Below are 22,145 nucleotides of genomic sequence, written 5' to 3'. Positions count from 1 at the left end.
GCTGCTCCTCGTCACTGCCGCCGGACGTAAGCCGGGGTTCCGGTGCGGGACCCCTTGACAGGCCACCGCGTCCGGCCTCAGTGTTGCCGACCAACACACAGAACGCAATATATTGCATATGGCAGGAGCCTTCATGAGCCCCGCTCACCCCCTCCCCACTGGCACAGACACCCCATCGACCCGCCTCCCGGGGTGGTGGCGGCGCTGTTTCCGTCTGCCGATCGGGGTCCAGTCGGTCATCGCCGTCGGCCTCGGCGCCCTCATCGGATCTCTCGCCCCGTCCGCGGGCGAGCAGATGAAGATCCTCGGAGACGTGTTCCTGAACCTGGTGCAGGTCGTCGTCCTGCCCCTGGTCTTCCCGCTCATCGTGCTGGGCATCGCCCGCATGGAGTCGGTCAAGAAGGTCGGCCGGATAGCCGGCAAGGCCATCCTCTACTTCGAGATCGTCACCACCGTCGTCCTGCTGATCGCGGTGGGGCTGGCCAAGCTCACGGGGATCGGCAAGGGCGCCCCCGTCCACGGTGCCGACGCCAAGGACCTGGACGGTCTGAGCCAGGGCATCGACTTCCACGCGCTGGTACTGCACGCCGTACCGAAGAACATCTTCGGCGCGTTCAGTGAGGGCAACCTGCTCGGCGCGATCGTCTTCGCCCTCCTCGTGGGCGTGGCGATGGCCGCGATCGGGGAGAAGTCCGAGCCCTTCGCTTCGGTCCTGGAGTCCGTCGCCGCGGTGATGTTCAAGGTCGTCGGCTACGTCATCCGGGTCGCGCCGCTGGGCGTGCTCGGCTTCATCTCGTACGACGTCGCCCACTACGGCTTCGCCAACCTGCGCAGCCTGCTGGGCTTCATCGCCGTGGTCTACGCGGGCCTGGCCATCGTCATCGGCGTGCTCTTCCCGCTCATCGCCGCGATCTACCGCATCCGCTACGTCGAGTTGCTGAAGTCGATCGCCGGGCTGGCCGGGATCGCCTTCGTCACCCGCAGCTCCGAATCAGTCCTGGCCCCTCTGATGGGCAAGCTCGAAGCATTCGGCCTCAGCCGCTCCACGACCTCCTTCGTCGTCCCCCTCGGCTACTCCTTCAACACCGACGGCTCCGTCCTCTATCAGGCGGCCGCGCTGGTCTTCCTCGCCAACGCCTACGGCGCGGACACCTCCCTGCCCGCGCTGCTGCTCATGGTCGGCGTGCTGGTGATCCTCTCCAAGGGCATGGCCGGCGTCGCCTCCGCCTCGATCGTCGTCCTCATCGCCGCGGGGAACTCCATCGGCCTGCCCGCCGAAGGCATCGCCCTGCTCCTCGGCGTCGACTTCATCGTCGACATGGCCCGCACCGGCGTGAACGTCATCGGCAACTCGCTCGCCGCCGCCGTCGTCGACAGCTCCGAGAACCGGCGCGAAGCCAAACGGGGCAGCCGCGAAACCCCCCGCACCCCGGCCGAGCCCGAGGCCACGGCCCTCCACAAGGAACCCGCACAGTGACCACCCCTGCTCCCACCACTGAGATCATCGGCATCCTCGGCGGCATGGGCCCGGCAGCCACGGCCGACTTCTACGCCAAGCTCGTCTCGACGACCCCCGGCTCCAGCGACCAGGACCACCTTCGGACGGTCATCTGGTCCGACCCGACCATCCCCGACCGCACCGAGGCCCTGCTGGGCGACGGCCCCGACCCCACCCCCTGGCTCCTCGACGGAAGCCGCGTCCTGCGCGAAGCCGGCGCCACCGTCATAGCCATCCCCTGCAACACGGCCCACGCCTTCGTCCCGCACATCGCCGACCACGTCGGCCTGCCCATCGTCCACATGATCGGCGAGGTCGCCCGGTATCTCACCACGCTCAGCCCCCGCATCCACACCGCCGGACTGCTCGCCACGACCGGCACCGTCCGGGCCGGTCTGTACCAGGAGTGGCTGGACCGCTTCGGCATCCGCCTCGTACTTCCCGACGCCACCAGCCAGGACCACGAGGTCATGACCGCCATCCGCATGGTGAAGGCGGGCACTCACGGCGACACGACGACCACGCAGCTGTCCCGCGCCGCACGACGCCTGGCCGAACAAGGCGCGCAGGCGGTCATCGCCGGGTGCACCGAAATTCCGCTCGGCCTGCCCGCCGACGCTGTGGACGTCCCCCTCGTCGACCCGGCGCTTGTCCTGGCCCGGGCCCTTGTCCGCCGGGCCACGACCGCGAGCTCGGCCGGACACGACGAGAAGTGAGAGGACGAGAAAACAGCGATGTACTGTACGCAATATGTCACTCGACCGCCCCGTCTCCCGCCGCCTCCTCAGTGACGAGGTCTTCGACCGCCTACGCGACTCCATCGTGCGTGGGGAACTCGTTCCCGGTGAGAAGGTCAAGGACGGTGAGCTCGCCGAGCGCCTCGGTCTCAGCCGCACCCCGGTGCGCGAGGCGCTCGCCCGCCTCGCCGACATCGGCCTGGTCGAAGCGAAGCCCGGCGTCTACACCCGTATCACCACCCTCAACCGCCGCGACGTCGCAAAGACCCTCGCCGTTCTGCGCTCCCTCGACCAACTCGCCGTAGAGACAGCGGTTCCGGTCATGACCGAGGAGGACCTGCAGGGCATGCGCGAGGCCAACCGCGACTTCGAACGGGCCGTCGCCGCCCAGGACACCGCCGCCGCACTCGCCGCCGACGACCGCTTCCACGCCGTCCCCATCACGGCCGCGGACAACCCCGTGCTCAGCCGGATCGTCGAGCAACTCCACCCGCAGATCCACCGCATCCTCTACCGCAAGTTCTCCACCCTGCTCGGCGGCCGCAACACCATCGAACACCACGACCAACTCATCGCCGTCTGCGCCGGCGGCGACGCCCGCGCCGCCGCCGAACTCTCCGGACGCCACTGGTCCGAACTCGGCGGACACATCAACGAGCTGTTCGACACCAACCAGTTGGCCGAACCAGCGACCGGCTGAAACACCGACGCCGACGCGAGGTGGCCGCCGGGCTGTCTGGACAACAAAGAACCCCCGGGTCCCTGACCTGGGGGTTTCGCATGGAGCGGGTGACGAGAATCGAACTCGCGCTCTCAGCTTGGGAAGCGAGGGCGCTTCCACTGCCATATGCCTGCCGACCTGCGAGGATTCACCGTGCTGGCGTCGTTCCCGGGCCTGATGGCACCGCTGTTGACCGTGGCCGTCCGCTCTTACGGGCACGGATTGGGCACGGCCTCGACTTCTGCCGTTCGGCTGCACCATCGGGCTCGTGGGAGCTGTCCCAGATATCGACCTTGTGCAAGCTGGACGAATGACCTTGCAGATGTAATCGGCAACCACTCACCTCGGTGCCATCAGAAGGGCTGGGCTGCGCTCTCCTTGCTTCCAACTCGGCGATGTGCAGTCCGGCCACTGCCGCCTGAATCACCGCCTTGGTGGTGCTCCGCAGGCGTCCGCGGTCCCTCCGGGTGCTCGGTCGAGGAGAAAGTCGAGTCCGTTCGGCTCGGGAAGTGCCGGGATGCCGTGAGCGAGCCAGAAATCTCCCGAGAGGCGGCGGCGCCGCGCCTCGGGATCGGCATCGGCATCGAGATCGGCGGTCATGGCTGCGAGGCCATCGTCGTACTCGGACACGGGACCCGGCTGCGCATGAAGTGGGGCTGTCGGCGGCCTGCCCGGCGGACAGAAGGAGGGCCATCGGTCGGCAGCGCCGGTTGGCGGATAAGTGGATCTTGCCGGTCAGCCCGCCGCGGCACCGCCCCAGCAGGGCGGCCGTCAGCCGGGCCCGCCGTCGTGAGCGGAGGGCGTACGGCGGGCGCCCGCGCCGCAGGGGGGCGCCCGCCGAGCTCCGCTCGCCTCCGCCGCCGACATGATCTGCAGGGGAAGCAACACTCGTCGGCGGGATCGTCAGACGGCGATGATCTTCCACTGCTGCCGCGTCAGTGACGCGTACGGCTGCTGTTCGATGTTGGCTCCGTCGGCGGTGCTGCCCTCGTCGACGGCGAGGCAGAGCCCGCTGAAGCGGTTGATGAGGAAGTAGTGGCCGTCACCGGTGGGCGTGACGGCCCAGTGCTGCTGGGGGGCGTTGGCGTCCCCCCAGATGGCCACGTTGCCGCCGTCGGCGCGGGACAGGCCGGCTACTTCCATGAGATTGCCGCTGCCCACACCCTTGATCTCGTAGTAGCCGTCGCCGGTCCTGGCGAAGGTCCACTTCTGGTTCGCCTTGTTGAGCCAGGGCCACTGCAGGATGTTGGTGCCGTTCGCCGTGCCCCCGCCCTTCACGTCGGCGGCCTTGCCGCTGTGCCGGGCGACCAGCCGGTAGACGGTGCCGTCACCGGGCAACGTGGTGGACAGCAGGGCCGGCTTGGCCGTCCGGCCGCCGACCTGGATGCCGCTCACGTTGGCGTAGCCGCCGGTGGCCGCTTTCGCCTGGAGCCGCACGAAGCCGACGTTCCGGGCGGGCCATTCGACCACCTTGAGGGTCTGGTTGCCGGCCCAGGTGCCGGCGGCGACCTGGGTGAAGTTCGTGCCGTCGGTGCTGGTGGAGATGGTGTACGAGGTGATGTCGCCGTCGGTCGAGTTGTTGCGGCCCCACTGCTTGGGCAGGTACTCCAGGGTGGAGACGTTGCTCCACACCCCGCCCAGGTCGATCGTGATCGAGTGAGGCAGGGGCGAGGCCAGCCCCCACGTCGACCAGCAGAATTCGTAGTCCCTGTCGCTGCGTCCGTCGATGGCGTTGAGCGGTCCCTCGCCGTCGTGGAACCCGGTCGCGTAGGCGCTGACGGGCGTCACGGGGTGCTGGGGGCGCGGCAGCTGGGCCGGCAGAGGCGGCCTGGATGTGTCGGGGCTCCATGCCGCCCCGACTTCGGCGAGCCGGTTGACGATGTTGGTGTCCAGCTTGCCGTTGCGGTTGGGCGGGCAGTTGAGGATGAACGAGGTGTACTTCGGTTCCAGGTCCGCCAGATGGGCCAGGATCGCGTCCTTGCTCATCGGGTCCTCGATCGGCGTGTGCGGATGCCAGAACCAGCCCCTGCTGATCGTCTGCCCCTGCGTGGCGGCGTAGGTGTTCCCAGCCGGCGCTTTGATGCCCATCGGCTCCTCGAAGTAGATCGCGTCGCCGAGGAACGGCTGCGACAGCGCACCGTGGTCGATCATGACGATGTTCGGCTGGAGCGACTTCACGTGCTCACGGATCCGCTGGTAGGAGACGGCCTGCTGGCCCATCTGCCATGCCCAACCGTCGGTGACGAAGAGGTCGATGGTGCCGTAGTTGGTGAGCAGCTCGGTGATCTGGCCGAGGATGAAAGTCATGTCGCTGGGCTGGATGGCATCGGTGGGCTCGAGCCCGACGTTCTTGTGCCGGGTCTCCCACGCCTCGACGCCGTAGGTGCGGTCCCATATCGAGTAGTAGAACCCGACCTTCAGCCCCTTGGCCCGGAAGGCGTCGCAGTACGCCTTCACCACGTCGTGCTTGTAGGAGCTGTTCGCGACGTTCTGGGTGCCGTAGGCGCTCGGCCATAGGGCGAAGCCGTCATGGTGCTTGGTCGTCAGCAGGCCGAAGCTCATCTTCGCCGCCGCGGCGGCGGCCGCCCACTGGGCACAGTCCACGGTCGGAGGGGCGAACTTGGCGGGGTCCTGGTTCGGGGCCGCCCACTCCTGGTCGGTGAACGTGCCCATGCTGAAGTGGTTGAACATGCCGAACCGCATGTTCACCAGGTTCTCCAGGTTGGTCTGGGGGTCCGCGGCGGCCGCCTCCGCCAGCAGGGGCGATAGCGCGGGGATCACGGGCAGCGCGGTCGCGGCCACAGCGGCGCCCGCGGCACCCAGCAGCGTGCGTCGGGACAGTCTTCCTGACGACATGGGGTTTACTCCTACGTTCAGGGGGATTCGGCGTATGCATCTACGGGAAACCGCCCGTCCGTTCGCGGGGGGATGCCGTGCGCCCGACGATGTGGGCACGGGGGCATTCCCTTGGCGGAGAGAACACACGAGTGGCGCGGTACTCCTGGGTGTCGGGTACCGGTGTTACGCATGAAGTTCGGCTATGCAACCCGTTCATGTCAACGGGCGTGCAGGGATGAACTGCCATGCACAGGAAGTCGTTCTGCCCGCTAAGAGAAGTGATATGGCGATTCGTCCATCGCTAGACATCGCATGTCTGGCGCGCTCTTGCGGGCCTCACGGACCACTGCGGTCGGAGGTATTGACGCGTCCTGATTCCCGAGCCTAACGTCTGCCCGGCCGTACGAACATCGTTCGATTTATCGAACAACTCACTTCGCGGACCGGGAGTCGGCTACGGAGGCTTCCGTCCACCGAGCACTGGGAGGCACACCGCACGGCGCGACAGCGGTCAGGACCTGGAGGCGGAGACCGGGTCGACCACCGCTGACTTCGCCGTACCCGAGGGCCGTTGGGCTTGGGCAAGAGAGAAACACAGGAGGGAAACAGGAGCCGCACGAGAACGGGACGCCGCAGCGGCACATGCGAAGAGCCGCCTCGCAGGAGCCGAAGGAAGCACCAGACCGTCGCGCCGCACCGCGCCCTCGCGCGCTCATCGCGGCGAAGTGCACCCGCACGCAGGAGACACACCGCTACCCGAATCCAGCCGGCCCCTTCCGCGTCGTGCGGCAGCCGGTCCTGTCCCGCCAACACCGAGATCGAACTTCCCCCCGCGCCACCCCGATTTGGGCAACTTTCGCCCGGTGATGGCCTTTGCAGAACGACAGGAGACGTATATGTCCGTGCTTCGTGCCCGGCTGTCGGCGGTATTGCTCGCCGTATGCCTGCTCCTCACATCCCAAGCCTTGATGACACCGGACCGGGCGGCCGCTGCCGACCCGGGCTACCTGATGCTGCACTTCACCGGGGAGGGGTCGACCGGTCAGCAGATGTACCTCGCGCACAGCACGGACGGCCTGCACTGGAACGACCTCAATGACGGAGCGTCGATCCTGCGCTCCACGGTCGGCACGAAGGGGGTCCGCGACCCCGCACTGGTGCGCTCGCCCGACGGCAGCAAGTACTGGATCCTCGCGACCGACCTGTGCTGGGGCTGCGGGTCGACCGTGGACGGCTCCATCAACAACGGCAGCCGCAGCATCGTGGTGTGGGAGTCGACGGACCTGGTCAACTGGTCGCAGCCGTGGCTGCTGAACGTCGCCGGAGCCATCCCCGACGGCCGCAACGCCTGGGCGCCGGAGGCGATCTGGAACCCCGCCACCAACGACTACGTCCTGTACTGGGCGACGAACGTGCCCAAGGACGGCAAGACGAAGCACCGCATCTTCTACGCCCGCACCAGCGACTTCCGCACCATCACTACCCCGCAGATCTACATCGACCGCCCCGGCGCCCAGGAAATCATCGACACCCAGATCGTCGAGGTGCCGTCCGGCGTCGGCAACTTCCGCTACGTACGCGCCTCAGGTGACGGCGAGATCACCATCGAAGGCAGCAACTCGATCCTCGGGACGTGGACGAACCTCGGCAACCTCTCCGGCATCGGCCTGACCGGCGCGACGGGCACGACCGGCACGGCGGTCGAGGGTCCGATGTGGATGAAGTTCCGGGACCGCAACGAGTGGGCCCTGTACCTCGACCAGTACGCCATCCGCGGCGGGTACATGCCCGTGGCGACGACCAACCCCTCCGCCCCCGGCACCTACCGGATCCCGGCATCGGGCAGCTACAACATGGGCGTCAACAAGAAGCGCCACGGCTCGATCCTGAACCTCACGGCCGCCGAGGAGGCCCGCGTCCTCGCCCGCTGGCCCAGCACCCCGGCCAACCGGCTCCAGTCGTACAACTTCCAGGACCGCTACGTCCGCCACTCCAACTTCGACGTGCGCATCGACCCCAACGTCAGCCCCGTCCAGGACTCCCAGTTCCGGCTGCGGCCCGGCCTCGCGGGCACCGGCACCGTCTCCTTCGAGTCGGTGAACTTCCCCGGCTACTTCCTGCGGCACGCCAACTACGACTTCCAACTGGTCCGCAACGACGGAACCACCCAGTTCGCCGCTGACGCCACCTTCAAACAGGTCGCCGGACTCGCCGACTCCACCTGGTCCAGCTTCCAGTCGTACAACCACCCCGACCACTACATCCGGCACTACGCCTACCAACTCCGGCTCGACCCGATCACCACCGCGACAGCACGCGGCGACGCCACCTTCCGCGTGACGAACTGACCCGACGCCGACGGGAATGCCGGCGCCTTCACGGCGAACCCCTCGCCAGCCAACCGCCCACCGGCGGAGCAGGCGCCGGCTTCCCTCCACGAGCCATCCCGGCGACCCCGACGTCCGACCACACGTCCCCCCACCGCCGACCGCACCGAGTTCAGCGGGGCCGCGTCCGGTCGACCAACTCACGGTGGTGATCGCCGAGGCCTCGCACGCCCTGCCACAGCCATGTCTTCTTCAGGGATGTGAATCCATGCACAGCGTGAGACCTTCCAGCCGCCGCAGGTTCCGGCCGGGCACTCTTGCCGCCGCGGCCGCCGCCTCACTCCTGTTGGGCCTTGCCGGCCCTGCCGTACCCGCCCAGGCGGCGGACAGCCCGGTCCTGCCAGGGCTCACCGCCGACCCGAACATCATCCGCTTCGGCGACACCTACTACATGTACCCGACGACCGACGGCTTCGCGGGCTGGAGCGGCACGCAGTTCAAGGCGTACTCCTCCAAGGACCTGGTCAACTGGAAGGACCACGGCGTCATCCTCGACCTGGGGCCCGACATCAGCTGGGCCGACATCCGGGCCTGGGCCCCGGCGATCGAGGCGAAGAACGGCAAGTACTACTTCTACTACTCCGCCGACACGAACATCGGTGTCGCGGTCTCCGACTCGCCCACCGGCCCGTTCAAGGACCCCCTGGGCAAGCCACTGATCGCCCGCGGAGCGTACACGGGCCAGATGATCGACCCGGCGGTCTTCACCGACGACGACGGCCAGTCCTACCTCTACTGGGGCCAAGGCCGCGCCCGCGTGGTGCCGCTGAACGACGACATGATCTCCTTCGATGCCTCGAAGGTCCGCGACATCACCCCGAGCGGCTACAACGAGGGCACCTTCGTCGTCAAGCGCAAGGGCATCTACTACTTCATGTGGTCGGAGAACGACACGCGGGACGAGAACTACCGCGTCGCCTACGCCACCGGCCCCTCGCCCACCGGCCCCTGGACCAAGCGGGGCGTGATCCTCGAGAAGGACCTCTCGCTCGGCATCAAGGGCACCGGCCACCACTCCGTCGTCCAGATCCCGAACACCGACGACTGGTACATCGCCTACCACCGCTTCGCCATCCCCGGCGGCGACGGCACCCACCGTGAAACCACCATCGACAAGCTGGAGTTCACCTCCGACGGCCTGATCAAGAAGGTCGTCCCCACCCTGAGCAGCATCGACCCGGTCACCATCGGCACCGCCCTGCCGATCAACACCACCCGCTCGCTCCGATCGGCCAACTTCCCCGGCCGCTACGCCGTCGTGCGCTCGGACGGCCGCGGCTACCTCGACCCGGTGACGTCCTCCAGCGCCACGGCGGTCAAGCAGAGCGCCACCTTCACCATCGTCCCCGGCCTGGCCGACTCCAAGTGTTACTCGTTCCGTGACACGTCCGGCCGCTACCTCCGCCACAAGGACCTCCGGATCCACGCCGACGCGAGCAACGGCACGACGCTCTTCAACAAGGACGCCACGTACTGCGCGCGCCCGGGCGCGACCGCCGGCTCGGTCAGCCTGGAGTCGTACAACTACCCCGGCCACTACCTGCGCCACTACAACTACGAGCTGCGCATCGACCGCTACCAGGACAACGCCACCTTCCGCGCCGACAGTTCCTTCACGGCGGTCAGCCCCTGGGCCTGACCGAGGCAACCTCCCTCCCCCACCCGGAGCGAGCGATGCGCCGCAGACCACCTCCAGCCATCCGGAAGGCCACATGAGGCTCCTCCAACGAAGCGGGATCCGAGTCGCCGGTACAGCCGCCGTCGCCGTCGTCCTCGCCGTCACCGGCTCGGTCACCGCGGTGCCCGCATCCGCCGCCACGCCGGGGAGCTGGACCTCGGTCCAGCCCGGTGTCGCACAGACCGGCTGTGACGGGGTACGCGCCACCGTGGCGCTGGACGCGAACGGCGCCCTCTCGCTCGGCGCGACCTGGAACCGGGCGCGACGGTGCTGAGCGAGGCGACGTCATTCGAACTGCCCACCGACGCCCGGCTGTCCCGGCAGGAGTTCAGCCCCGATCACGAGAAGGGCTATGTGACCTCTACGGTCACCGACGTCCCGACGGGCTCCTACGACATGGGCATGTTCGCCCAGCAGACCAACGGCGCGCGGGTGCTGCTCGCCGAGTCCGGTGTGGACGGCAACTATTCGGGCGGCCGGTTCACCCACACGCAGGGCACCGGCCGGTTGACCGCGCAGGAGGGAGAGGGGCAAGGGCGCGGCGGTGCGCACAACCGGCCGCAACTGTCTGTGGTCCGCTGACATGTCGTCCGGCGAGATCGAGGACCGGACCCGCAGCCTGCTCGTCGACCCCGGCGTGGGCCCCAGCACGTGACACCCGCGACGGCTGTGCGCCTCCCTGCGCCGCCGCCTGGCGATGAGGCTGTACTAGAGCCGTCCGCGAAGGGCCGCGCATGCCCCATCCGTGAACTGATGCTTTGCGTAAGCGACTTCGCAGCCACGGCATGCAGTAGTGGCGCAGGTCACACGAAATGCGTCTCGCCATTTGAGACGCTTGAGGGGCCGGTTGTCCAAGCAGGTCCGTGAACACCCCTGAAGTGGCCGCTTCACCTCGACTTAGGGCACACAGAGGGCACGGAGCCTCCAAAATGGTCTAGACAACAAACAAACCCCAGGCCGCTGACCTGGGGTTTCATAATGGAGCGGGTGACGAGAATCGAACTCGCGCTCTCAGCTTGGGAAGCTGATGTTCTACCATTAAACTACACCCGCGTAAGACGCCGGTGAGTGACCGGTGTCGGAATGCTCCGTCACTCTACCCCATGGCAGGCCCCGGGCGCTGAAGCCCACCCCGGCTGAGCACAAGCCCTGGCAACAGGACCCACTCCCGCTCAGTCTCTAGGAACGGTCTCAACCGGTTGCCGGGGCTGCCACCCAGTCGGGGTGGTTGGGCATTGCGGGGGTGGTGGGGCCGTAGAGCCATGGGATGAGGAACGGGGTCAGGTCCTGGCCCGAGAGCTTGGACGCCAGCTTGATGTAGTCCGCCGTGCCGGCGGTCCTCCCGCGGTACTGGGTGATCCAGGCCCGCGAGATCCTGTCGAAGACGGCCTCTCCGACCTTCTCGCGCAGCGCGTACAGCACCAGGGCCGAGCCGTCGTAGCGCATGCGCTTGAAGAGGTTGGGTTCGGTGGGCTCGGCGGGGGCTCCGTAGTCCCGTCGCCACAGGTTGTGATTCTCGTACGCCGTCTTCATGGCGGCCTCGAAGCTGCTGCCGCCGTGCGACTGCGAGTACAGGCGCTCGTAGAAGCGGGCGTATCCCTCGCTCAGCCACAGGTCCGACCAGGTGCGGATGGCGACGCTGTCGCCGAACCACTGGTGGGTCAGCTCGTGCACCAGATTGCGCTCGGCGTCGACCTGGGTGCCGAGGAGATCGGCCTTCGGGACCAGGGACAGGGTCTGGGTCTCCAGGGCGACCCCGAGGTCGGTGTCGCCGACCAGGATGCCGTAGCGGTTGAACGGGTAGGGGCCCAGGCGCTGTTCGAGCCAGGCGAGGTGCTGGGCGGTGAGGTCGCGGTAGGCCTTGGTGGGGGCGGCGAGGTCATCGGGCACGTAGTCGCGGATCGGCAGGCCGCCGGGGCCGGTGTGGTCGTCCGTGGTGAACTTGCCGATGCCCAGTTGCACCAGCTGCGGGGCGATGGGCTGTTCGGACTGGTACGTCCAGCGGACCCGGCCGTCGGGGCGCTTCTCGCGGGACTGGAGTCTGCCGTTGGCCACGGCGGTCAGGTCGTTGGGCGTGCTGATCCGGAAGGTGAACGGCGCGCGCAGGCTGGGGTGGTCGTTCGCCGGGAAGATCATTTTGGCGCCGTTGGGCTGCGGATAGAGCACGGTGCCGTCGGGCGTGGGGATCCAGCCGTAGTCCTCGATGGCGTCGTCGCGGTGCCGTATCTGGGTCGGGTCGGCCGTGTAGGTCACGGTGACGGTGAACGCCGCGTTCTTAGCGATGGCCGAACAGGGGGTGACGACGAGTTCGTCGCCCTCGCGGACGGCGTCCGCCTGGGCGCCGTTCACCGACACCGACGTGAGGGTGTTGCCGGCGAAGTCGAGGTTGAAGCGGGACAGCGTCTGGGTGGAGATGGCCTCGATGGTCGCTTTCGCCGCGAACGGCGTCTTGGGCGCCTGCCAGTCGAAGTCGAGGGTGTAGTGGCGCACCGTGTAGCCGCCGTTGCCGTCGAGCGGGAAGAGCGGGTCGCCGAGCCCGGGCGCACCGGGCGACGGGACGGGCGTTCCGTCGGCCGCCCGGGCGATCGAGCCGCCGGTGAGCGTGGCGGAGGAGATGGCTGCCGCGGTGACGGCGGCTATCAGGGCTCGGCGAGAGGGTCGTATGGAAGTGGGCCAACGCATATGCATGGGCACGGACATGGGCACGGGCATGGGCGTGGGCATGACAGATAGAGGCCTCTCAGCGGGATGATCTGCGGGTGAACCGGATCGGTGGCGGGATATCACGCCTGAAGCGGTCCCAGCTTCTCCAAGAGGCGTTCAAGGACGCAAGCAATTCAAAGCTATTCGAAGGGTCGAATCCGGCCGTATCGCGCGCATGCCCAGCGGGTGCCGAGGGGAGGGATCCGGGTGCGGGGGGCCCGAGTTGGGGCGTACGGTGGGGGAGCCGAAGAGGGGTCGGGCGGGGTCGGAGTGCCGCCTGCAGAGTCGTCCCGTTCGTCCCGTAATGTGGCTTTCGTTGTCCGGTGGAAACAGCCGGACGGGGCTCTTGGGGAAGGGACTCTAGGACTTGATGGAGCGCACCGTCGTCCGTTGTGCCGATGGGCACGTGTTCAGCACCGCTTCGTTTCCGATGCAGCAGGCCGACCGGCTCGGTCCCGGGCGGCTCGTCCGATGTCCTCGGTGCGCCCGGTTGCGGAACGCCGTGCCGGTGACTCTCGAGAAGCGGTAGCGACAGAACGACACGAGGGGCCTGGCGCGTGGAGTCGTCCGATTGTGGCGGCTCCGCGCGCCTTGCGTATCCTCGGGACGTGCTTCTCTCAGACAAGGACATCCGGGCCGAGATCGACGCCGGACGGGTCCGGATCGATCCCTACGACGAAACCATGGTGCAGCCGTCGAGCATCGATGTCCGGCTCGACCGGTACTTCCGGGTGTTCGAGAACCACCGGTACCCGCACATCGATCCGTCCGTCGAGCAGGCCGACCTGACGCGGCTCGTGGAGCCCGAGGGCGACGAGCCGTTCATCCTCCACCCCGGGGAGTTCGTGCTCGCCTCGACCTACGAGGTCATCACGCTGCCCGACGATCTGGCCTCGCGGCTGGAGGGGAAGAGTTCCCTCGGGCGGCTCGGGCTGGTCACCCACTCCACCGCGGGGTTCATCGACCCCGGGTTCTCCGGGCACGTGACCCTGGAGCTGTCCAATCTCGCCACCCTGCCGATCAAGCTCTGGCCCGGCATGAAGATCGGCCAGCTGTGCATGTTCAAGCTCAGCTCGCCGGCCGAGTCCCCGTACGGCAGTGAGCGGTACGGTTCCCGGTACCAGGGCCAGCGCGGGCCGACGGCCTCCCGGTCCTTCCTGAACTTCCATCGGACCCAGGTGTGAGCGCTGGCGTGGGAGGGGCAGAGGGCGCGGAGGATACGGAGGGCGCGGCGCCAGTGAACGCGGACGTGAGCGCGGACGTGGCTCGGGAGAATCTCACCTACGAGCAGTTCGGGACCGCTGTCCGCGAGCTCGCGCAGACCATCGCCGACGACGGGTACGTACCCGACATAGTCCTCAGCATCGCCCGCGGCGGCGTCTTCGTCGCCGGCGGGCTCGCGTACGCCCTCGACTGCAAAAATCTCCATCTGGTCAACGTCGAGTTCTACACCGGCGTGGGCACCACCCTCGAGATGCCCGTCATGCTCGCGCCTGTTCCCAACGTCATCGACTTCTCGGACAAGAAGGTCCTCATCACCGACGACGTCGCCGACACGGGCAAGACGCTCAAGCTGGTCCGCGACTTCTGCCTGGACACCGTCGCCGAGGTACGCAGCGCCGTCATCTACGAGAAGTCGCACTCGCTCGTGAAGTGCGAGTACGTGTGGAAGCGGACCGACGACTGGATCAACTTTCCGTGGAGTGTTTTGCCTGTAGTACGTAGGTCGGGGGAGCCGTTGACGCCGTCGAAGGAAGCGCTCTGACCTGCCGATTCTTGCGCCTGCTTCCGTGCAGGTAAGGCGAAGGGCTCTCGGCTGCTTGCTGAGGGCCCTTGCTGGTGGTGTAGGTGTCGAGCGACGGGTCAGCCGCCCTCGGTAGGGGACATCGGCTCATCACCTTCGCCGTAGAGGTCAACGCGGAGGCGCTGCTTTGCTGCTTCGAGCCGTGGGCCATGGTCGGGCATGAAGATCTCGCTCAGCGTCGTGTCCAGCGTGCCTGAGATCGCGTAGATCGGTGACCAGACGGCTCGGTCGGGCACGATCCCCTCAAGGTCGTCGGACCGGAACATCGCTTGGTAGAGCCAGTCCGACAGCACCAACGCTTGATCGTGCGTGAGCCTGATGATGATCGCTTCATCGTCCACGCCTTCAACCTAACCCCCTCGGCATGCGCCGTTCCGGGCTCATCAGCCACAGATCGGCAGCAACACGCTTTCCAACTGTGGTGGTGGTTCCGGGAGCCTCGGGCGGGGCCGTTCACCTGCGTTCATGGGCGGCCGGTCGAGCTAGCGGCTACTGGCTGCGGTCTCGTCTGAACGTCCGCGAACGATACTGAATGAGACGGAAACTGAGACGGAAGAGGGCCGAACCTCGCTCCTGACGCGGTGACTGTCCCGCGTGCCATCATTTGCACGTGCTCAAGATCCCCGGATACGCAGGCGGCCCCTTGGTCCGGGGCGACGCCTACCTGGACGACCCGTTGTTCTGGCCTGTGCACCTCGGCTCCTGCCTGCGTGGGGAGGACGCACAGCGAGCCGCGTTCGGCGCCGACTGGGATGCGGCCATGGAGCTGTATCGCACACTGTCCGCCGAGCATGAGTGGCCGGTGTTCAGTGTGCCGCTGCGCTCCGGTCACACCATCTACGTCGTCTACCGCAACTTCGTGGGCGAATGGGGCGTGGACTATCTGATCCATCAGCCGGCTTGGTCCGAAGCGGAAACCCTCGCTGTGGTCGATGGTCACTTCATGGGGCCCGGCATGGCCTGGCCGGAACTGCTGTCTGCTGCTCGGCAGTCGACAACAGAAGGCATTGGTGATGCTGACGCCCGTCTCTTGCTGCTCTTCCCCACGCTCGGCGACGCGCTACTTCCCGACGATGCAGCCGCGGCTCTCACCACTTCGCTCGCGGCTCTCACCCTGATCGAAGAGCCCGCCGAGGTGGCACGGATGCTCCTTGAGAACCAGGGCCAATGGGCTCCCGCTCGGTGGAGGTCGGCAGGCGGCGTCTGGACCAACGACGGTGGGCACTCCTACCGGAACCCCAGCAACGCATTCGTGCTGCCCGAGGGGCGCCTTCTGGAGATCAGTAGCGCACTACACGGCGGGAGCTGAGCACCGCTTTAGGAGAGAGGCGGGGGGATCGTGCCGCTGAGCTGGGGCTTCAATGCCTGGTCAGGCTGCCGGAAACTCGACCGCGAGACGCCCCCGTTGACCGTGGCTGACCCCTGTATCTGGCACGGCAGTGGCACGAAGCTCAGCCGATGACAGTCCGCCACGACGGTGGGTGCGCCGACTGAGCACGCACGCGTGTGCCTCGCTGCACCCCCACCGACCTCAGCCACGCTATCGGGTTTTTTCGTCGATCAGAGCAAGCGGCCACGGCCGACCCGTGACGACGGCCGGAGCCCTCAGCTTGGGAACCTCGGGTTTCCGTTGCTGAGCGTCTCAGCTCGTTGGATAGCCGGTCTCCGCAACGTCCTGCACGAGGTTGGCCAGGTCGATCTCAGCGTTCAACGCGCTGATCACTCCTTCGGTCAGAGGACGCGAAGAAAAGATGTGACGAACGGCCCCCAAGTCCACCGGGACCTCGTAGTAGTCCTGGGCCCACTGCTGAAACGCCTCTGGCGAGCGATCCAGCAATAGTTGGAAGAGGTAGCCGGCACCGTCCGGGTCTTCATTTGCCCTGTGGGGAAAGCCGATCGATCCGGCCTTCCAACCATCGTCTCCCGTCTCTCGCCACGTACACGCAGTGACGATAGGCATACCGTCCTCATCCGAGAACGCGGGCTCCTCAACGCACGGCCGGAAGACGTCGGGAACCTCGTCGAGCACTCCGGGCCATGGCCCGTCCTCTGCGTAGGGGCTCATAGGTGATTCGTGATCGAATCCACGGACGTAGGCTCCGGCGGCTGAGAAGACGATTGAGTACTCGTCGCCTGATCCGTTCCGCATCGAGGCCATCGACTCCTTCTCGGACCAGTGGTCGTTGAAGGAGTGGTAGCGGTGCTCCCACTCGGGGCTGAGGACCGCCTCCAAGATGGCCATGGAACGGCAGTGCTCGCGAAGGACTGCTATCTCGGGCAGTTGCCGAGCGACATCATGAATGGTCACCCGCTCATCCAAGCGCACACCTCTGACACCCACGCTTCGCTGCCTGGTGGCTGACGGCCGCACCGAAACCCAGAGCGGCAGAAAGCGTGACTCACCTGCGGCGATGCCCCAAGATCCTGTCCACGCCTCGTCCACGGACCCCGACATACGACCGCTTCGGGCTGCATCCGCCTGCACATACGCGAAGACCCCGGCCTCAGCGTTTCCGCTGGTGACGGGGTCTTTGGGCACCGTATGAAGGGTGCCCCCGGCAGGATTCGAACCTGCGCACACGGCTCCGGAGGCCGCGTGGTACCCGGGCAACCAGCAGGTCACGGCCCTGTACGCGGCAGATCAAGGGGGAGGAGTCCACGGATAGTCCACGGCTGGCTGAGTATCGCTGTAACGGCTCGGGTGGCGGACTGGCGCTGTACGCCTTCGATCGGCCCGCTACACACCAGGGACAATGCTGCAGCGCCTGGCACCTATCCGGATGATCACCTGTCGGCGCCAGATGCCGATCAAACGGAGGGACAACCGGATCTGACCTGTATGGATGGTGCTCTGGACGAGCATTGTCAGTGGTGTCGCGTACGGTGAGTCTCGTCGAGCGCCAGGACGTGTAAGGGTTTGGCGCCACCCCTTCTGGCGGCTGCTCGGCCTATGGGGAAGAGTGGAGCTAGACATCCGACTAGCCCGCTCTCGAAGGTGGAGGAAACTGTGACCGTTATGGACGAGCGGACCAGCCGTGAGGACGACCAGCACATCGTCTGGACGGCTGAGGAAATCCAAGCCGTCGTGCAGCATGAGCTGGCGGAATTGGGGCTGACTTACGAGGAGCTGAAAGACCAGGCACGTCGCCGTGATTTCAGTTCTGCGCAGGCGAACTCGCTGTGGGCCCTGATCGGGGACGCTGTTGATCTCTGATCCGCTGTCGCGGAAGTCTCACGAGTTCGCTCAGGAGATACAGAACCTTCTGAACGCCACGGTTACGCAACACGTCCGAATCAACTCGGCGGAGTTCCCGACGAGACAAGGCCGGTTGTTTATGGTCGCGGCCGGCTTGTCCAAGAGTCGCTTGTTTCAGACCTCTCGCTTCCTCCTGCGGACAGCCAAGGGACGGCCGGAGGTCTGGATGGAACTCAGCTTCCAGCTCCACATGGATCCGGAGGGCGAGTACCTGACCGTCTACAAGTCGTTCATCGGTGTCTTCCGAGACAAGGAGACTAAAGTCGGCCTGGTGCACTTTGACTATGAGCGTGACAAGGCTGATGGGTACCCGGATGCGCACTTGCAGGTCCAGGGCTACTCGGAGTTCCTAGCAGAACTCCTCCCGGACCGACCCCTAGCCAAGCTGCACTTCCCCGTGGGAGGTAAGCGGTTCCGGCCGTGTCTGGAAGACGTTATTGAGTTCCTTATCGTGGAGGACCTTGCCGAGGGTGCCCCGGAGTGGCGTGGAGCATTGGCACCCGGCCGCGAGCGTTTCCAACGTAACCAGCTGCGGGCGGCTATGCGACGCAACCCCGACATAGTGCGCGAATTCGTGAAGGAGTACCGCTTCGACGAGACGTGAGAGGTTCAGCCTGTGTATGAACCCAGGTCTACCGGTGGTGCGCGCTACAAATTACGCTTGTAGTGACTACAAACTGCGGGGTTTGATCAGCTTTTCACCTCGCGGGATGGATTTGATCCGGTGAGGGAGCCCGGTCAGCATGGAGGCCAAGTCGTCTTCTTCCTCACTAGTCGCAAAGATGATCTGACTTCCAGCTGCACCATTCACAGCGGCGCGACCCAAGAGCTGCTGAAAGCTGGCACGAGCTGCCTCTTGTTGTCTCGGCTCATCGAAGATCAGGATTTGCGGATGATGCCCACGGAATTCGCGAGATACCTCCATGAAGGAAAAAAGATAAGCCCAGATCACTCGGATCATATCGCTCGCTGACAAGTCAAACCCGAGATCGAATCCCTCATGAATGGGGCGATATGTTTTTTTGGAGATGTCGAGTGACTGTGGTACCAGTGAGCGAAATCCGTACGCATCAAGCTGAGAGACGAGCGATGACCTCAGGACGCGGATCTTAGCCTCATCTGGAGCCGTAAGTTCCCTACCCTTGAGTGCGGCCAATTCCTCCTTATTACGTCGCCATGTTGCAGCCAGCGAGTCAAGCTCATCAATCGAAGACTCAATCGAATCCCTGATGCTACGCAGTGCTTTGACCTTTTCTTCCAGTCGCAAGCGCTCGGCTAGAAGGGAAGAATCCGGCAGTGAGTTGGGGCTGACTAGCGCGTCCTTTTGTGACCGGATGGCTGCCCGCAACCCCTCCATCTCTTCGCGCAACCTGTAGACGCGGGCCTGGCTGATCTCTGCAGTCCGTGCGGCGTCGAGTGCCATAGAGCGGAAGGTCGCTAGTTCTCTCTCTAGATGTGCAATGTTGTCCTCAATCGCCAATGGGTAGTCGGTAATTTCAAAGCCATCGGGGAGGCTCTGTCCACATGTTGGGCAGTTTTCATAGGTGGTACCCAAGGCATCGGGTGATCCAAGGCGCTGAAGGAGAAGGGAATCCTTGTGTTTGCGTAGGTCTTCTTCCAGCGCTTCGATGCGCAGTTCAAGGGATTGCCGCTGCTTGTTCGCCTGTTCCCAGTCCTCTATTGCAGAAGCCAGCACCATACTGAGCTGGGTTACCCTCTCCTGATTCCTAGATAGGGCCCCTTCGATCTCAGGCGCGGCCTGCCCAACGGAGGTGACTGGCCGAACTTCTTGGGCATCCAACTCCCTCGCGAGTCGGTCAATCTCTTCGTCGAGCGGAATCCATCCAGATCCGGAGTCCACCTCTAGGCCAACTAGATCTTCCCTGCGCCAGGTGGTGCTCGGTTTTTTCGGGATTCCGCGCACGAGAATTCCCGCCCTAGATGCCACATCAGAGATGCTACGCTGCACGCCTTTCCAGTCGGCCTCAAGGAGCGAGATAGCCGACTCGATTCTTTGTACTTCAAGTACCATGTCCATGGCATCCATGGCCAAGATGAACTCGGCTGACCGTTTGGACACATCTTGAATCCCCAGGTATGTAGGGATTCGGGCTTGAACGCCGGACCAGCCGTGCTTCTGCTCGACAAAGAAGTACGGAAAAAGGCATTCCAGATACAGCGGCCCTTCGCTCCCGTCCATTCGGGTTACTCGTGGAGGATCCCAGCCTAGGAAACGAGCCAGTTCGTGGTGGAAGCCGGCCTCTCTCTGTGCGGCTCCGGCTCGACGGACAAAGTAATCCCGCTGTGTGTAGGCGCTGCCAGGCTGCGACAGTGTTGGCCCACTCCGTGTGCGAACGAGGCTAGTATCGTGCCGGGAGCTCTTAACGGGGCGACCAATCGTTAGAACTTCACCCCGAGAGTTCTCAATTTCCAGCGCGACGCTTGACTCGGTTACGCGGTATTCTCTCCCCTCGACCTCGATAACGTCCGTCATGGCATGAGGGAGAGGGATATCCCGACTAGGGCTCATCATGCCCTCAAGGCCCAGTGCGTAGATAATTGACTGCAGGCATGTGGACTTGCCGCTAGAGTTGTCGGCTCGCAGGATATTGAGGCCTGCCTCGAAACTCAGGTCTGTCCCACATGTGGGCCCGGAGGTACGGACATTTAGTGAAAGCCTCCTGATTTTCACGACTTAGGACCTCCACTCCAGTAGGTCGTTAACAGACTTCTGAGTGATTCTGGCTGGCAGGGTGGCTAAGAACTCTTTCTCAGGCAGTAAGATTTCTGGATGGGCCCAGAGTTTGTTAGCGAGCCGCTCTCCCTTCTCTGTGAGGGAGATGGTGGAGTTATCATTCCTCTTTGCCAGTCCTGTAGCCACGGTCAGGTTGATTGTGCGGGTTGTCGATGGATCGTGACGGATGATTAGACCGTTCGGCTTACGGTGTTCCGTAAACCACTCTTTGATCACCTTGCGTCCCTGTGCAGAGCGTAGGGCCCATGCAAGTACGTGAATCTGCTCCAGGTTGGCTGTATTGCCTCGACAGCGCTTCAGAATCAAGACAGCTGAAGCCAGCCTCCATCCCGTACGGAGATCGCCAGGGATTGGGTCGGGGCGTCGCGTAAAAACGACCCCGCTTGTGATGCCCGAGAAAGCACGCTCCAAGATGGATGTATTACTCATGACGCACTCTCAATCTCAAAGTCCAATGGGCATCGCATGAGCCAGTCAGCGATCGAACCCCACGACATGGCATCGACAAATGCATCGTCCAGAGCGGGTGCCTGGCGGGCCAACTCCTCTTTTAGTGACCTCGCGATGCTAGTGACGTCTGCGGCGCTATTGGTGCTCCCAGGGGGATACTCTAGGACTAGTTTGCGCTCCTTGCGCACTCTCGCCCCTGTTGCAGCTTCCCACTGATCGGGATACTTTTCTCGCAGGCGAGTCAAAGCGTTTTCTGAGTCAAGGAACTGATTTACCAGCTGTTCGAGATATGTCTTTTGTGCAGCCGGGGACAGTCTGAGTTTGGCGAGTTTCTTGAGCGCGACGTGAGCAAGTTGAGAATTGCCTTCCATCCAGTCATCGACCTGATCGGGAGGGGTGGGTACGACGTCGACTAGAGATGTGGGACGTTCCAGAACTTCACTTCGCTCTGCGGCGTAGATGGCATCAGTAGCAACTGTGACCTTGAAGCCATCTGCAATGAATGGAAGGCCTTTGCCGCGGATCTCATCCGACTTCGTGCTGGCATGCTGAACGAGTTGAGCAGAATCGAAGATGGGAACCAGGAAGATATAGTTGTGAATCTTCACATCTCCGAGCAGCTTGTGAAGTTCCTTCTGTTTGGTATGCAGCTTTCTGAGATCCGTTGAGAGTTTGTCCCGCTGCTTTTCGTAGCGTTCAGCAGTAGACAGTGGTTCGACTGGGGCATAGCACTGAAACGCTCGTCCACAGAAAGTGAAAGCCTCAATTCCAAGGTCTCCGCCGTGTCGAGCCGGGACCTCCTGAACCTGGTCTGCCCCATAATGGCGTCGAGCCAAAAGGAGGCAGTATTGCTCCCAGTCGTCTCCTGAGTAGTGGTGAGCTGCAACCAAGTAGACCCCCAACCTCGCGGGCTGCCGCCCAGCCCATAAAGGGCCTGCCAGTGAGGCCCTCCGCCCCAGGACATGATAGGGAGATGTTTTGCCCGGTGACCTCTGCTTTCAACCCTGGGACGGCCTCAATCTAGGTCGGTGGAGCGGGTTTGGCCGGTGGCCTGCCCGGTCTGGGGTCGAGCATGTCGGCAACGGCTGAATTTGGGACCAGTTCGAACGGTTCAATCGTGAGCCACTGTGCGGCCTCGGTGGTTCGTCAGTCGTTGTCGGTGGCGGTGGGGACGCGGCCGAGTTCGCGGCCCTTCATGCGGTAGGACTCGCCTTTGAGGGAGTGACCTCGGCGTGGTGGACGAGTCGGTCGATCATGGCGGCGGCGACGGTCTCGTCGCCGAAGGTCTCTCCCCAGCGTCCGAAGGGCTTGTTCGAGG

At 64.9% G+C, this 22,145-nt stretch carries 18 protein-coding genes, 2 tRNA genes and 1 pseudogene; 12 read left to right on the top strand and 9 right to left on the bottom strand.

From position 1 onward, the window contains the following. The first annotated feature begins 133 nt into the window (after positions 1 to 133). Genes ACIBTS_RS23160 through ACIBTS_RS23150 form a run of 3 tightly spaced genes read left to right on the top strand, consistent with a single transcriptional unit; the run spans position 134 to position 2,935 of the window. The gene (locus ACIBTS_RS23160; RefSeq protein WP_399321771.1) at positions 134 to 1,477 is read left to right on the top strand and encodes a dicarboxylate/amino acid:cation symporter; all 1,344 of its coding nucleotides are present in this window, start codon (positions 134 to 136) and stop codon (positions 1,475 to 1,477) included. After that, positions 1,474 to 2,214 carry an aspartate/glutamate racemase family protein gene (locus ACIBTS_RS23155; RefSeq protein ID WP_399321769.1) on the top strand — a complete coding sequence of 247 codons (741 nt, stop codon included), beginning with the start codon at positions 1,474 to 1,476 and terminating at the stop codon, positions 2,212 to 2,214. The genes ACIBTS_RS23160 and ACIBTS_RS23155 overlap by 4 nt, the downstream gene beginning before the upstream one ends. A 34-nt stretch (positions 2,215 to 2,248) precedes the next feature. Beyond that, complete coding sequence (locus ACIBTS_RS23150) at positions 2,249 to 2,935, top strand: GntR family transcriptional regulator (RefSeq protein WP_399321768.1); 687 nt, start codon at positions 2,249 to 2,251, stop codon at positions 2,933 to 2,935. A 924-nt stretch (positions 2,936 to 3,859) separates the two neighbouring features. Here the strand turns inward: ACIBTS_RS23150 and ACIBTS_RS23145 are convergent. Then, complete coding sequence (locus tag ACIBTS_RS23145) at positions 3,860 to 5,812, bottom strand: alpha-L-fucosidase (protein WP_399321766.1); 1,953 nt, start codon at positions 5,810 to 5,812, stop codon at positions 3,860 to 3,862. Between the two features lie 878 nt (positions 5,813 to 6,690). Here ACIBTS_RS23145 and ACIBTS_RS23140 point away from each other — a divergent pair. The 4 genes and pseudogenes from ACIBTS_RS23140 to ACIBTS_RS23125 all read left to right on the top strand — a co-directional run bounded on the left by ACIBTS_RS23140 (position 6,691) and on the right by ACIBTS_RS23125 (position 10,441). Further along, positions 6,691 to 8,142, top strand: a complete 1,452-nt coding sequence (locus tag ACIBTS_RS23140) for a glycoside hydrolase family 43 protein (RefSeq protein WP_399321765.1) — start codon at positions 6,691 to 6,693, stop codon at positions 8,140 to 8,142. A gap of 361 nt (positions 8,143 to 8,503) precedes the next feature. After that, positions 8,504 to 9,820 (top strand): annotated as a pseudogene (locus ACIBTS_RS23135) (family 43 glycosylhydrolase); the annotation flags it as partial. Between the two features lie 73 nt (positions 9,821 to 9,893). Next, a complete protein-coding gene (locus ACIBTS_RS23130; protein ID WP_399321763.1) occupies positions 9,894 to 10,133 on the top strand; it encodes a hypothetical protein in 240 nt (79 codons plus the stop codon). Then, positions 10,127 to 10,441 carry a hypothetical protein gene (locus ACIBTS_RS23125; protein ID WP_399321762.1) on the top strand — a complete coding sequence of 105 codons (315 nt, stop codon included), beginning with the start codon at positions 10,127 to 10,129 and terminating at the stop codon, positions 10,439 to 10,441. The genes ACIBTS_RS23130 and ACIBTS_RS23125 overlap by 7 nt, the downstream gene beginning before the upstream one ends. Positions 10,442 to 10,838: 397 nt before the next feature. Here ACIBTS_RS23125 and ACIBTS_RS23120 read toward each other — a convergent pair. Both ACIBTS_RS23120 and ACIBTS_RS23115 read right to left on the bottom strand, forming a co-directional pair. Beyond that, positions 10,839 to 10,912, bottom strand: a tRNA-Gly gene (locus ACIBTS_RS23120). Positions 10,913 to 11,050: 138 nt separating this feature from the next. Beyond that, entirely contained in the window at positions 11,051 to 12,559 is a 1,509-nt protein-coding gene (locus ACIBTS_RS23115; RefSeq protein WP_399321760.1) for a M1 family metallopeptidase, read from the bottom strand. 611 nt (positions 12,560 to 13,170) lie between these two features. Between ACIBTS_RS23115 and dcd the strand changes: the two genes are divergently transcribed. Both dcd and ACIBTS_RS23105 read left to right on the top strand, forming a co-directional pair. Then, complete coding sequence (gene dcd, locus ACIBTS_RS23110; protein ID WP_334578439.1) at positions 13,171 to 13,746, top strand: dCTP deaminase; 576 nt, start codon at positions 13,171 to 13,173, stop codon at positions 13,744 to 13,746. Positions 13,747 to 13,811: 65 nt separating this feature from the next. Beyond that, the gene (locus ACIBTS_RS23105) at positions 13,812 to 14,327 is read left to right on the top strand and encodes a phosphoribosyltransferase (protein ID WP_399321993.1); all 516 of its coding nucleotides are present in this window, start codon (positions 13,812 to 13,814) and stop codon (positions 14,325 to 14,327) included. 98 nt (positions 14,328 to 14,425) lie between these two features. Here ACIBTS_RS23105 and ACIBTS_RS23100 read toward each other — a convergent pair whose 3' ends face one another. Continuing rightward, positions 14,426 to 14,707, bottom strand: coding sequence for a hypothetical protein (locus ACIBTS_RS23100; protein WP_399321758.1), 282 nt, complete (start codon positions 14,705 to 14,707; stop codon positions 14,426 to 14,428). 269 nt (positions 14,708 to 14,976) lie between these two features. Between ACIBTS_RS23100 and ACIBTS_RS23095 the strand changes: the two genes are divergently transcribed. After that, positions 14,977 to 15,675 (top strand): hypothetical protein, encoded by a 699-nt coding sequence (locus ACIBTS_RS23095; RefSeq protein WP_399321756.1) that lies wholly within the window; start codon positions 14,977 to 14,979, stop codon positions 15,673 to 15,675. 333 nt (positions 15,676 to 16,008) lie between these two features. Here ACIBTS_RS23095 and ACIBTS_RS23090 read toward each other — a convergent pair whose 3' ends face one another. Next, positions 16,009 to 16,674, bottom strand: coding sequence for a hypothetical protein (locus ACIBTS_RS23090; protein WP_399321991.1), 666 nt, complete (start codon positions 16,672 to 16,674; stop codon positions 16,009 to 16,011). 242 nt (positions 16,675 to 16,916) lie between these two features. After that, positions 16,917 to 16,992: transfer RNA gene (locus tag ACIBTS_RS23085), tRNA-Arg, on the bottom strand. Between the two features lie 390 nt (positions 16,993 to 17,382). Here ACIBTS_RS23085 and ACIBTS_RS23080 point away from each other — a divergent pair. Both ACIBTS_RS23080 and ACIBTS_RS23075 read left to right on the top strand, forming a co-directional pair. Then, positions 17,383 to 17,580 carry a hypothetical protein gene (locus ACIBTS_RS23080; protein WP_399321754.1) on the top strand — a complete coding sequence of 66 codons (198 nt, stop codon included), beginning with the start codon at positions 17,383 to 17,385 and terminating at the stop codon, positions 17,578 to 17,580. A gap of 208 nt (positions 17,581 to 17,788) precedes the next feature. Continuing rightward, positions 17,789 to 18,226, top strand: a complete 438-nt coding sequence (locus ACIBTS_RS23075) for a hypothetical protein (protein ID WP_399321752.1) — start codon at positions 17,789 to 17,791, stop codon at positions 18,224 to 18,226. A gap of 66 nt (positions 18,227 to 18,292) precedes the next feature. Here ACIBTS_RS23075 and ACIBTS_RS23070 read toward each other — a convergent pair whose 3' ends face one another. From ACIBTS_RS23070 to ACIBTS_RS23060, 3 genes are all read right to left on the bottom strand, one after another. After that, complete coding sequence (locus ACIBTS_RS23070) at positions 18,293 to 19,822, bottom strand: hypothetical protein (RefSeq protein WP_399321750.1); 1,530 nt, start codon at positions 19,820 to 19,822, stop codon at positions 18,293 to 18,295. Positions 19,823 to 20,802: 980 nt separating this feature from the next. Continuing rightward, positions 20,803 to 21,717, bottom strand: a complete 915-nt coding sequence (locus ACIBTS_RS23065; protein WP_399321748.1) for a hypothetical protein — start codon at positions 21,715 to 21,717, stop codon at positions 20,803 to 20,805. 303 nt (positions 21,718 to 22,020) lie between these two features. Next, on the bottom strand, positions 22,021 to 22,145 hold a 125-nt coding region (locus ACIBTS_RS23060), incomplete at its 5' end, for an ATP-binding protein (protein ID WP_399321989.1).

This window comes from Streptomyces sp. NPDC050121 (assembly GCF_044460385.1).
GTDB lineage: Bacteria > Actinomycetota > Actinomycetes > Streptomycetales > Streptomycetaceae > Streptomyces > Streptomyces soliscabiei.
This window is presented reverse-complemented; position numbering and strand designations above follow the sequence as displayed.